Genomic DNA, 12,018 nt, shown 5'->3' on the forward strand with positions numbered 1-12,018 from the left:
ATGACGAGCGATCGACGAGCGCCGGGACGGCCCGGGATTCGAGACGTCGCCACCCGGGCGGGCGTTTCGCCGAGCACGGTGTCGCAGGCGCTGAACGGCGCCGGACGCATCAGCGAGGCCACCCGCGCACGCGTGCGCGATGCCGCCGCGGAGCTCGGCTACCGGCCGGATCCGGCCGCGGCGGGCATGCGCTCGGGAAGAACCGGACTCGTGGCGGTCATCGACCGCGTACCGCCGCAGAGCACGTGGCGCTGGGATGATCTCGAATTTGTTGTACGCCTGGTTCATTCGGTGTGCGGCGCCGCATGGGAGCACAACCGATACCCGGTTCTACTGCCGAGCGACTCACTCGAACTGCGGCTGGACGGAATGCCGTTCGACGGCGCCGTGCTGATCGACCCCCTCCCGTCCGACCCGCTGCTCGCACGCCTCGACGATTCCGGAATAGCTGCGGTCACAATGGGACGCGACCTGGACCGGCCCGCGCGGAGAGGGTGGGCCGACAACGACAAGGCCGAGCAGTGCCGGCAGGTCGTCGAGCTTTTCCGACGCACCGGCTCGGTTCGACCGATGCTGTTGTCTGCCAACACCGGTCAGTCGTACATGCATGACAACACCGAGGCGTTTACATCACTGACTGCCGGCTCGGGGCGGGTCCTCGAGCTGCCACCGTCGACGTCGTGGGACGAATGTCGCGAGCTGGTTCGGCAGGCCTGTGCCGGACCGGAACCGATCGACGGTCTGTACATTCTCGTCGAGGCCCTCGTTCAGCCTTCCCTGCAGGCCATCCACGATGCAGGCCTGTCGATTCCCGACGACATCCAGGTGATCACCTCCAGCGACAGCAACGTCTCGCGTTCCGGCCCGGTGTCGTTGACCTCGTTCGACCTCGGTCCGGAACGGTTGGGACACGAACTCGTCGGCATGCTGGTGGCCGACTCCGCCGACGCAGACCCCAGGTCCACGGCCGACTCACGCCTGGTGCCGGTCGAACTCGTCGAACGCCAGTCGACCCGCTGACGTCCCTTACAGCCGACCCCCGGCCCCAGGGGCCGCTTCACCTCGGCGACAGACCACGGCCGGGTGGTGCGTCGTTCGCACGCGTGTGCGAGCATGGTGTGCGTGAACGCGCGCAAACCGACGGGATTGACTCCTGCCGACCTGGAATCACTGTCCGCGGGGCTTGCCGCCGGGAAACGGGTCACCGTCTACCTCCGCGACCCGATGCCGTCACTCGACCTCGACGCCGGGGCATCGGCCCGCGTCGTCTCCATCGACGGGACCACGGTGACCGTCAGCCCGAAGGGCATCGACGACCAGCTCCCGTTCGAGCCCGATGAACTGCAGAAGAGTCGTCCCACAACGACTTCCGCGACTCCTGCGCGCCAGCGGGTGACCAGGACATCCGAGGCCGCGGATACACCCGGACCGGCGAGGAGCGCATCGACGGTACCCAAACCTGCTGGACCGGCACCGGCCGGCTCGAAGGCGACACCACCGGAACCGAAGGCTGCACCGGAAAAGCCCGTGCCGGCGAAAGCGGCGCGGAGGACAAAGGCTCCGGTCGCCGCGGTCAGTGTCACCGTCACGTCGACCGGCGAGAGCACCTGGACCGTGTCGGTGGCACACGGCACCAAGAAGCACGGTAAGCCGACCGAGGTGACCGCAGACCGGGTGGCGAAAGCGATGCGTGAGCTCGGAGACGAGGCCGCGATCACCGCCGTCGACGGCGTGATCGAGTCGGCACGCGCCGCGGCTCAGAAGAGAATCGAAGAACTCAGCCACGAACTCGAAGCCGCACGAGCGGCGCTGGCTCATCTGGACGGACCGGACGCGAACAGCTGACCAGTGGTCGCAGGCAAACGGGTCCCGACTCCCGATTCCTGCACCAGCCCGTCTCGAGTTGCGTGTTGTCTCGTGATCACCGGTGGCGCGAGAGGGCGTTCTCTGACACGAGACTGACCTCCTCCGACGTCGGTACGCTCAAAGGTGTCCGATTTGTCGCCAGACAGAGGGCCGATGATCCGGGCGGACACGCACGAGCCGGAGGTAAGCATGGATGCACTGATCTTGATCGCCGTCATCGTCCTGGTTGTCGTCGGGGTGGTGGTGATCGCACAGCAGCGTTCTCGCGCCGGCGCCACCCGCACGCTCGACGACGCAAAGGCTGACGCACGCCAGGCCATCGAACGGCTGGGGGGTCAGGTGTTCATGCTGGTCGGCGACGGTCCGGCGTCGAGGCAGGCGCTTGCCGACGCGGGGGAGCGCTTCACCGCGGCCGGCTCTCAGATCGAGCAGGCAACGTCGCCCACACAGGCGCGGTTGGCCAAACAGACTGCGATCGAAGGTCTGTACTACATCCGCGCGGCACGTACCGCCATGAACCTCGACCCCGGTCCGAGCATCCCTGAACTCGACGGTCAGCGGAGCGCGGGGATGGTGACCGAGGACCGCAAGGTCGACTTCGAGGGCCGGCAGGTGGAGGCGTCACCGAACCCGTCCGAACGGACCCCGAACTACTACCCGGGTGGTCGCGTCGCCGGTCGCCCCGTTCCTGCCGGCTGGTACTCGGAGCCCTGGTGGCGGCCCGCCCTGGTGGCCGGTGCGTGGGGCGTCGGGTCGATGTTGTTGTTCTCCACCATGTTCTCCGGGATGGCAGGCGTCCCGTACGACGCGCAAGCTTTCGAAAGCGGCGTCGGCGACGGCTCCGACATGAGCGGGATCGACGGCGGTGGGGACGATCCTGGAGCCGGCGGGGACGGCGGCTTCGGTGGCGACGGTGGACTCGGCGGCGACGGTGGACTCGGCGGCGACGGTGGACTCGGCGGCGACAGCGGATTCGGTGATGCCGGTGGCGGATTCGGGTTCTGAGCGACGACTGAATCGTGGTCGTCAATCGCCGACGGCAAAGAACACGCCGATGAAACCGTTCGGTGGCTCGCGCATTGCGAAGGTGAATTCTCTCAACGCGCTGTTGAGCGGCACCAGCGAACCCCGTGACTTCCCCGAGGTTGCGAATCCGCGGATCATCGAAAGATCAAGCGCCCGACCGGAAGCGAGGGCCGCGGGGTACCTGGATGCCACCGTGATTCACGACACGCAGTACGGCGCAGCACCCGCACGGCGTCTCAGACGCTGGTGATGAAGCACGGGAGCAGTCCTGACCTGCGCAACTTCAGGCTGGCTCCAGCGCCCGCTTGGCCTTCTCCAGCGCGGCGAGCGTACGCAACACATAATCCCGTTTCGCCGTCAGGTCGGACACCTTGGCCTTGCCGCTCAACCCGGAGTCTTTCTGCGCTACCGCCAGACGTTCCTCGATCTCGGTGAGTTGGGCCAGCAGACCCTCGGCCCGGCTCATGAGCTCGGCGCGGTCGGGTCGGGAGACATCTGCCGGTCGGCTGACCCCGGACCTGACATTCTGCGCCTTGGCGCTCGCGACCTGTCCGCCTGTCTTCGTGGCGGTGGACGCGGATGGGGCGACGCGACGCTGCCCGGACCGGGATGCACGCGGTGGAGTCTGTGTGCGGGTCTCGTTCAGCACCGCCCAGGCTTGGCGAGCCGCGACCCGGTGTTCACGTTCTTCTTCGTCGTCGGACGTCAGCGACCCGCCCAAGGGTCGCAGACCATAGAAGCCGACGAACTCACGGGCCGCAGTGATGGTCTGTTCTGCAGTGCGGCAGCGCCCGCACCGCGGTTCGCCGCGGAGTTCCGCGACGTCCTCGTTGGACGAGCACCACACGCACTCGCGTGGAGTGAGATCGGTCATGAAAGCATCGGCAGCAACGGGATTCACGGGTGGAAAGACTACGGCACACCACTTTTCGCCCTGCAAACGGGTTTGGCTGCACATCGGGTCCACCTCGACCACGGGTCATCGGCTGCCCCGGTCGGGGGTTGTGGCGCAGCACCGGCCGCCGGGCGCAGACCTTCCGTGGAATCAAACGGGTGCCCGGACTTCAACCACGAGGGTGGCGTTGCACATCGGTGACCGGGTTGATCTGCGCCGCGTCGCAGGGCAGAATGCTGACCTTTCCGAGTGTTCGCGCAAGGCCTTTACTCAGCCACCCCAAAGGGGAGTGGATGGTCTGTGTTCACCAGCCGAGCAGCTACGTCGGCGAGGCGGGTGTTTGAATCTTGCGAGAGTTTGCGTAAAAGTGTGAAGGCCTCCACCGCATGCAGGTCATAGCGTTCCATGATGATGCCTTTGGCCTGGCCGATGATGTCTCGCGAGGCCAGTGCGCTGCGAAATTGCTTGTCCTTGCGGGCGGCGGTCAAAGCGATGGCTGCGTGGGTGGCGAGGTCGACTGCGAGGTCTTCGGTGTCGGCGTCGAACGCATCGGGAACCTCGGCATAGAAGGTGAGAACCCCGACTTCAGGCCCGTTGGTGTAGAGCTGAAACGACAGTACCGATCGAATTGACGTGTCGTTGGACAGAGCACGCATCAGTTTTGGCCATCGCTGTTCGGTCTCGACGTTGTTGATCCGAACTGCGTACTGCTCCCAGATCGCGTCGAGGCCCGGGCCTTCACCATGCTCTTGCTGCAAAGCATCAGCGCGGGTCGGAACCGCATCACTGGCCAGAGTTGATCTCAGTACCGCTTCGTGGCCGTGGCCGGTCTTGGTGATCACGGTGATGCCGGCGTGGGCAACACTCGGAAGGAGTGCCACCGATGCCTCGGTAACTTGCTGAAGGACCTCGTCTGCGGTGAGCTGGTGTTCGCGCGATGCATGCAAATCGCGTGCCATTTGCGCGATCTGGCCATGAATACCGGACGCTACATCGTCCTGTGGACTGTCCATGTGCTTGCTCCCTTGCGCATCTTGCGGTGGCGACGACCAGCCTATCGCCACCAATGACAACAAACCCGCCGCCCGATCAGGCGCCGGATACTGTGCGGCCGAGGACGTGGAGCCCCCAGTCCTAGAGGATCTCCACGTCACCATTGTCGGCGGTCACAGGGTAACGCTTGGAGCTGGACCGTACTCCGGCGAGGATCCCGCACTGTGTGATCAGTGCCTACGTCCTGGCCTACGCCGCGTTCATGATCTAGGGCGGGCGCACCGCCGACCTCTTGGGGCGTCGGGGGTCTTCCTCATCGCACTGACGGTGTTCATCGCATTCTCCGCGCTCGGCGGTCTCGCCCAGGATGCGTCGTGGGTGCTTGTGCTGGTCCGCTTCGTCACCGGTGCGACCGCCGGGTTCATGACCCCGGCCGTTCGCGTTCATCTACGGCCCCCTCACCGCGGCTGCGGTCGAAGGCGTCACCGACAAACACCACGGCGTTGCCGGGGGAGTCGTGTACACCGGATTTCAGTTCGGTGCCGCGCTGCGAGTCTCGGCCGCCACCATCGCACTCGTTGCCGGCGGCGGAACTCTCGACCTCGGTTACTATCGCCGCGCCCTGATCATCCCAGCCGCCGCAGCATCATTGACCGTCGTCCTCGGTCTATTCACCATCATCCGGCACCGCACCCTGGCTGCCGATTCGGTGGCGTGACGGCTCGCACCGTGGCACTGACAGCCCTGCGTGAGGATGCCAAGACCATCATCGGCGACGTCGTGTACGCGACCATGCCACCGTCGACACACGCCATCGACCGCGCACACGAGTACTGATCTTCGTGTGGGAACTCGACAGCGACCATCCGAAGGGATGGCTTGCGACATTCAAGACACCGGTCAAAGCCTCCCACATCGCGGGCAATGCCCATGTCGCTGCCTCGTACTGGAGTCTGCGGCAAACGTCGTCACCGTCGACAGCGCAGCTCGCTGGTCGACCGATCACCGAAAAACGCATGCTCCCAACTGATTGAACTGGTGACGAGACGTGACGAAGTAGGTCGAGTAGCTAGAAGGGACGTCTCGGGGCCAGGCCGATGAACTTGTCGTAGTCGACCACCGAGTCGCCAGGGGCCGACAGTTCACTGTCATCTTGCTCGTAGAGCCAATCGAGAGAACCTTTGGTCGTCAGTCAGGAATCCGTCAAGTGCGTCGCCGTGTAGTAGCGATACCGGGTCATGTGTAATCCTTTCGGTCGCGTTGCCACAGAATGGGATCGCCCGTGCCGGGGTCGAGTCCACATTGTCGCAACCATGTACGGGCGATTTGGCGCCGATGAGCGGAGAATGTGAGCACGTGGGCTAGGACGCTCGCCATTTGAAAACTCTCGGGCGGGTCGCCTAACGCGTCGATGAGCGTGTCATCCCAGGCGCCTTCGTCGTTCGATATCACGCCAGAATGCCAACCAGCGTGGCGCGACTCGGCGTGACGGGTTGCCAGGTTTGTCACGCTGGTTGTATCGCGCGTGTCCCCTTCCCACTGCCAGTTTCGTCACAGGTGACGATTCTCTGCTGAATCCATCTCCATTGAATGCTCTTGAGTTTAAAGTCCGCCGAAACCCGAGGTGTAGAGGGCGGTGGTCGAGGTGGGTGACGTACGACTGGCGTAGGCAGAGCATCTTGAGTTCCTCGGAGAGCCCGGCCGATTCACGAACCGTGGTGAAGGTGCGATTGAAGTTCCGGATGCCCGATGGCCGGCGCGTTCTGACGGCCATAGTGAGGCGGAGCGGTCGGCGGTAGTGAACTGTGCACGCCCGTACGGCCGATAACCAGGAGCACTCATGATGCCGTGGGTCGAGTTCTCGCATCTGTTTGAACTCGTCCTAGTTCTACGCCGATAAGATACATTATGTCAGGTAGACGGTGCCGAGTTCCGACGTTCGCCAGCTCCTGGACGGGTTCGCGCAACACCGCTTAACCATCAGTCACGACACCTTCGCCCACTACCCCGCCGAACGCATCGCACGCCATCTACGGGACCTGTTCATCAGCTGCGGGATGCTTGCGCCCTATGACCGCAACCTCGACCGCTTCACCAGCTGGCTCGAGAAGAAGGTCGCCTCCACACCAATTCACCAATCGCAGCAGGTCATCACCGGATTCGCCACGTGGCATCACCTGCGCAACCTCCGCGCCCGCGCGCAGCGCCAACCCCTGGAGAACGGGCCGATCGCCAACGCCAAGCAGGAAATCACCGTGGCGATCGACTTCGTCAACTGGCTTTACACCCGTAACACGCCGCTGGCGGAAACGACACAGTCCGATATAGACACCTGGCTCGCTACCGGGCCGACCACCCGCAACACCGCCAGAATGTTCGTCAGATGGTGCATCACGCATCAACACATGGCCGCCCACCTCACGGCCCCCTACCGGCGGGCTCGAACCCACCCTATGACCAGCGACGATGAGCGCTACGCGCAATTGACGACGATTCTGGAACGGCGAGAGACCCCAGAGTGGATCAAAGCCGCCACCGTCCTGCTGCTGATCTGCGCGCAACCAGTCTCGCGCATCGCCGCCATCGAACTGGACGCACTGAGAACCGACGACAGCGGCAGCCTGTGGATCCGCTTCGCCGACGCCGAGGTAGAACTCCCGCCTCCGCTCGCCGACCCAGTGACCGCGCTCATCGCACAGCGGCCCAACATGAACACCGCCGCCAACCGGACATCCCAGTGGCTCTTCCCCGGAGTCACTGCAGGTCATCACATCAATCCGCAGTCCCTGATGGGCAAGCTCCGCGCCAACGGCATCGACCTCCAAGGCGCACGCAACAGCGCGATGCGCGAACTGGTCCGCAGCATTCCCCCAGCGATCGCGGCAACCCAATTCGGATACAGAGCTCAGACAACCGAGCGACACGCATTCGTCAGCGGTACCAACTGGAGCGCCTACCCCGAACTCCACCAAGACCCCGACACCACGGAACCCGGTATCTGATCAGTAGACCGCGCCCGCCGTGGACTCCGCGAAACTCGACCACTCCCCGAACTGACCCGCGCACCCTACCCCTACGACCCTCGCAACAAACTCCCTCATCGCGGAGCAAACTTGTAGCGAACGCGAGGTCCGGGCCAACGGGCCAACGCGTATCCGGCGAGAGTCAACTATTGAGATAGACGTCTGCAGTAGCGACGATGAGCGCTGCCAAAACCCCCACAGCGATGCCGACGAGCACTGCCACCACGGCAGAGCGCTCACGCACGAGATACCCGGCTCCAGCCCCCACCGCGCCGATTGCGGCAACGCCGGCGAAAACCGAGAACATCGTCATGAACAACGCCATGCTGAGGACCGCCCCAGGAACGGCCCAGGCCCGCCCCCGTACCCGCCAAAACCAGCGGGAATTGCCAGATCAGGGCCGTCGTACCCGCGGCCACCGGTGCCGATAGCACCGCAGTCCCGGCAGCAGTAAACACATTGCGCTGCGTGGGCTGCTTCATGCCCAGACTCTATAGCGACCGCGGTAACCACGGCGCGCGCAGCAGGACCTTTTTCCAAGAATGGCGTAGGTGAACTGAACGGGTTTAGGCAACCTGGACGCAGCTCGCGCCGGAACTCAACACCCCAGAACCCGGCACCTAGTCAGTACTGCACCGCACATTGCATCAGATGCATCAACGCACCCACCCTTCCAACCTGTCGGATGACAAGGTAGTTGGGAGTTTGACAGCAAACTTGGGAGTGAGTGTGGGAGTCGTTGGTGCTCGGCAATGGCAGTTCAGCTGAGCACTAGCAGCCGCAGTCGCGCGCCGGCACAGCCATGACAAGTGGTCTGGTGCGCAACGTACGACCCCGGTGGAACACATCACCCATTACTACGACACGATGCTCGACGCCGCGCCGCCCTGCGTGCGCACCGCTCTCGACGTTGGCACGGGTGACGGGCTACTGGCGGTCAGCTTCGCTGAGAAGTTCCCTGACGTCACTGGCCTAGACTCCGATGCCGACATAATCGACTTCGCTCGATCACGCCGGCCGGATTCTTAGGGGTTGACTGCCGGTTCTCTGTCGTACCCCGGTCGTACTCTCCGAACTGATCACGGATACCGATCGGAGGGTTCCAGTGGGCCAAGACAAGGCACGATGCCGAAACTCGAGCTGGTCTATCGGCACGCCGAGCTACGGTACCGTGGATATCCGCCGGTGGTGATCCGTGTTCGCAAATCCCGCCTAGTCTGGAGCGATATAACCTGCAACCGACACGGCAGTGCCGGCCCACTAGGCCATTCCGACCCAGTAGCATTCGAACGCAAGAGATTCATCAAGTGGAGGCCGCCAAGGCAACTCTTCGTTTGCAGAACAAGGTGAATCCCCCACACGACGCACGACGAGCAGGAGCAATGGCCAGGAACTACACGAGCCTGACTCTGAAGCAGTTGTTCCTGACGTCCGGACATTACTGCGCCTTCCCGGACTGTGCCGTCGCCATCGTGGAGTTCACCAACGACGGCCCGGTCGTGCTCGGCGAGATCGCACACATCGAGGGCTCATCAGATGACGGACCTCGCCCAAACCCGACGCTTGCACCATCCGACCGGGACCGCTATCCGAACCTGGTGGTCCTCTGCGCCCATCACCACACGCTGGTGGACAAGATCGATTCGGAGTATCCAGTCGAGACTCTCAGGGACTGGAAGCGCGCTGCGGAGAAGGCAACCGCCGACAAGTTGTCAGCCGGAGCGACATCTGTCTCGTTTGCAGAGCTGCAGATTGTCTGTAATGCATTCGCTGACGGCGATCTTGACCTTCCCTCGACTCCGATGATCGCGGTGGAACCGCAGGCGAAGATGGATGCCAACGCACTGACTGGCGCAATCCGCCCTACCATGAACGTGGGTCTTGCCCAGGCTCCGCAGGCTGCGGAATACATCAGGCGTCAGGCTCAGCTCTCCCCTCGGTTTCCTGAGCGGCTGCGGGCAGGATTCGTCAGCGAGTATGACCGGCTAAGCTGCGAAGGAGTGGAGGGTGACTCTTTATTCCTCGCACTCATCGACTTTGGCGCGAACAGTGCCGCCTCCCCCCAGACAGACAACAGTCGATACTTCGTCATTCGTGCGGCTGCTGCAGCTGTCCTCTGCCACCTCTTCGAGGTCTGTGATGTATTCGATGCGCCAGTTGAGGTGTCGACATGATCCTGCCGACCAAGTACATCCCAGCGTCAGATAGTGTCCTTGGCCGAGCTGGCGCGATCCTGCCGCTACGCGAGAGCAACCCAACAGTCAGCGAACTCTGGCACTCGTACCGGACAATCAGAACGGACGAATCCTTCGACTCATTCGTCGAAGCGCTGACCTTGCTGTTTATGCTCGGCGTAGTCTCCATCGATACCGGCGTACTTCAGTGGCGAGTGTGAAATGAGACTAAACTCCCTAACCGCCAACTTTTCCAGCTTCCGCTCCATTGACTTTCGCGATGGCCTGAACATAGTCGTGGCCGACCGTGCAAAGGATGCGACCAAAACCGACTCACGAAACGGCTTGGGAAAGACGACGGTCATCGCTTTGATCGACTTCTGCCTTGGCGCGAACATGAGTGATCGCCTCGAACAGATGAAGGGAAACGAGTGGTACTTCACCCTCTCTCTCACAACTCGGTTGGGCATCACACTCGAAGTCTCGCGCGGTCCTGACAGCGCCAGCGAAATTCATATCACCGGCGATGTTGTGGCGGCAGGAGTTATTGAGCAGGGAGACGTAACTGAGGCGGGAAGAGCAGACATTGGTTCGCGGCAGTGGACTACCTGGCTCGGCAAGGAGTGTTTCACGCGCGAAGGCATGCCGGCCGAACCCCCGACGTTCCGGAGTCTCATCCGGCATTTAGCCCGTTACCGTTCCGACTCACTGATTGACCCGTTCCGCACTCTGGCTAACCAGCGCGCCGAGGCAGTCCAGGCCGAAAATGCATATCTTCTAAATCTCGACTGGCGATTTGCGAAGGAGTGGGCAGACCTGAAAGGCCGTAAAGCCCGCATAGCCCTCGCTGACGACCCTGAAAACACCATCGAATCGCGTATCGCCGCACTTGAGCCGCAACTAGTAAGAGTCCAACGCAGAACGGATCGACTGACACGAGACGTCAGCAGCTTTTCAGTCCTTCCGGAATACCGAGAAATTGAGGAACGAGTTCAGCGAGCAACCGCCCAGATCAAGACGCTCGGGAACGAGAACTTCGCCGACCGCCAGCAGCTCGCGATGTACGAATCACAAGCTCAGGATGAGTTCACAACGCGCAACGTCAGCGTGGAACACCTGTTCAGCGAGGCTGGAATCGTGCTCGGTGACGCCATCGTGCGAAGCCTCGATGACGCCGCGGAGTTTCACCGGCAGGTCACAGCGAATCGTGTGGCATACCTTTCGGAGGAGACTAGGCGAATCAGCGGACGAGTCACCCAGCGCGAAACGCAGCAGGTCGAGCTTGCGGCTCAACAGGAACGAGACTTGAAGCTGTTACGGACGGGCGGAGCGCTCGATGACTTGGCCGCTCTACAGCGCGGGCTCGCGGAGTCACAGGTTGAGGTCGCGCAAGTCGAAGAACAGATTCGAGTCCTCCGCGAACTGAGCGATAGGAAGTCCAAGCTCAAGTCTGATGAACTCGACCTAGTCTCACGTACCAAACTCGATCTTCAGGAACGCTTCGATCTTCGGGCCGGAATTGTCGCACGTTTCGGTGAGATCATGGAAGCCTTATACGGCGAACCCGCAGATCTTCAGGTCTCTCAGGGGAAGTCGGGTGTCCAATTCAAGGTCGTCCTTCCCAAGACTGGATCAGGCGGCGTCCATTTGATGGCGATCTTCGCTTACGACATCGCCCTTACAGAAGACCTCCAGAGCTTCGGTCGGGGGCCTGGTTTCCTTCTCCACGACAGCTCGATCTTCGCGGACGTGGACGAACGTCAGACAGCCAAGGCGATCGAAATTGCTGCCGGGTCCGCCACCGACCACCGCTACCAGCACCTCTTGACCATCAACAGTGATCATGTCCCGTGGAGCGAGTTCTCCGACCGGTCAGTCTTTGACGATGCAATCGTGCTCCGACTCCACGACGGCGACCCCTCGGGAAGCGTGCTCGGTCAGAGGCTTCACAACACGATCGAGTCAAGCGAGAACTGACTTCAGACTGAGGCATCCAACTAGCCGAGGAGATCCATCTCAACCTGGGAACCATCAGCAACGG

12 protein-coding genes are annotated in these 12,018 nt (G+C 62.7%); 9 read left to right on the plus strand and 3 right to left on the minus strand.

Annotated features, from left to right (window positions below):
* The 3 genes from H1R19_RS12810 to H1R19_RS12820 all read left to right on the plus strand — a co-directional run bounded on the left by H1R19_RS12810 (position 1) and on the right by H1R19_RS12820 (position 2,871).
* On the plus strand, positions 1 to 1,020 hold the full coding sequence (locus H1R19_RS12810) for a LacI family DNA-binding transcriptional regulator (protein WP_219849217.1): 1,020 nt from the start codon (positions 1 to 3) through the stop codon (positions 1,018 to 1,020).
* Positions 1,021 to 1,113: 93 nt separating this feature from the next.
* Positions 1,114 to 1,845: a DUF6319 family protein gene (locus H1R19_RS12815; RefSeq protein ID WP_219849218.1), complete on the plus strand. Its 732-nt coding sequence runs from the start codon at positions 1,114 to 1,116 to the stop codon at positions 1,843 to 1,845.
* 210 nt (positions 1,846 to 2,055) lie between these two features.
* Positions 2,056 to 2,871: a DUF1542 domain-containing protein gene (locus H1R19_RS12820; RefSeq protein WP_219849219.1), complete on the plus strand. Its 816-nt coding sequence runs from the start codon at positions 2,056 to 2,058 to the stop codon at positions 2,869 to 2,871.
* A 304-nt stretch (positions 2,872 to 3,175) separates the two neighbouring features.
* Here H1R19_RS12820 and H1R19_RS12825 read toward each other — a convergent pair whose 3' ends face one another.
* Together H1R19_RS12825 and H1R19_RS12830 are read right to left on the minus strand one after the other, a co-directional pair.
* Positions 3,176 to 3,766 carry a hypothetical protein gene (locus H1R19_RS12825; RefSeq protein WP_219851644.1) on the minus strand — a complete coding sequence of 197 codons (591 nt, stop codon included), beginning with the start codon at positions 3,764 to 3,766 and terminating at the stop codon, positions 3,176 to 3,178.
* A 287-nt stretch (positions 3,767 to 4,053) separates the two neighbouring features.
* A complete protein-coding gene (locus H1R19_RS12830) occupies positions 4,054 to 4,800 on the minus strand; it encodes a GAF and ANTAR domain-containing protein (RefSeq protein WP_188330332.1) in 747 nt (248 codons plus the stop codon).
* A gap of 497 nt (positions 4,801 to 5,297) precedes the next feature.
* Here H1R19_RS12830 and H1R19_RS12835 point away from each other — a divergent pair, with 497 nt between their 5' ends.
* From H1R19_RS12835 to H1R19_RS12840, 3 genes are all read left to right on the plus strand, one after another.
* The gene (locus H1R19_RS12835) at positions 5,298 to 5,498 is read left to right on the plus strand and encodes a hypothetical protein (RefSeq protein WP_219849220.1); all 201 of its coding nucleotides are present in this window, start codon (positions 5,298 to 5,300) and stop codon (positions 5,496 to 5,498) included.
* The gene (locus H1R19_RS23360; protein ID WP_257865642.1) at positions 5,495 to 5,617 is read left to right on the plus strand and encodes a hypothetical protein; all 123 of its coding nucleotides are present in this window, start codon (positions 5,495 to 5,497) and stop codon (positions 5,615 to 5,617) included. Before H1R19_RS12835 ends, H1R19_RS23360 begins: the two co-directional genes overlap by 4 nt.
* A gap of 1,085 nt (positions 5,618 to 6,702) precedes the next feature.
* Positions 6,703 to 7,782, plus strand: coding sequence for a hypothetical protein (locus tag H1R19_RS12840; protein ID WP_219849221.1), 1,080 nt, complete (start codon positions 6,703 to 6,705; stop codon positions 7,780 to 7,782).
* A gap of 163 nt (positions 7,783 to 7,945) precedes the next feature.
* Here H1R19_RS12840 and H1R19_RS12845 read toward each other — a convergent pair whose 3' ends face one another.
* On the minus strand, positions 7,946 to 8,128 hold the full coding sequence (locus H1R19_RS12845; protein WP_219849222.1) for a hypothetical protein: 183 nt from the start codon (positions 8,126 to 8,128) through the stop codon (positions 7,946 to 7,948).
* Positions 8,129 to 9,185: 1,057 nt separating this feature from the next.
* On the opposite strand from H1R19_RS12845, the gene H1R19_RS12850 reads away from it, so the two are divergent.
* From H1R19_RS12850 to H1R19_RS12860, 3 genes are all read left to right on the plus strand, one after another.
* Positions 9,186 to 9,977: a hypothetical protein gene (locus H1R19_RS12850; RefSeq protein WP_219849223.1), complete on the plus strand. Its 792-nt coding sequence runs from the start codon at positions 9,186 to 9,188 to the stop codon at positions 9,975 to 9,977.
* Positions 9,974 to 10,198, plus strand: a complete 225-nt coding sequence (locus tag H1R19_RS12855) for an ABC-three component system middle component 6 (protein WP_219849224.1) — start codon at positions 9,974 to 9,976, stop codon at positions 10,196 to 10,198. Before H1R19_RS12850 ends, H1R19_RS12855 begins: the two co-directional genes overlap by 4 nt.
* Before the next feature lie 76 nt (positions 10,199 to 10,274).
* Complete coding sequence (locus H1R19_RS12860; protein WP_219849225.1) at positions 10,275 to 11,954, plus strand: DUF2326 domain-containing protein; 1,680 nt, start codon at positions 10,275 to 10,277, stop codon at positions 11,952 to 11,954.
* The last annotated feature ends 64 nt before the right edge of the window (positions 11,955 to 12,018 follow it).

It is taken from the genome of Gordonia jinghuaiqii, assembly GCF_014041935.1.
In the GTDB taxonomy this organism is placed as follows: domain Bacteria; phylum Actinomycetota; class Actinomycetes; order Mycobacteriales; family Mycobacteriaceae; genus Gordonia; species Gordonia jinghuaiqii.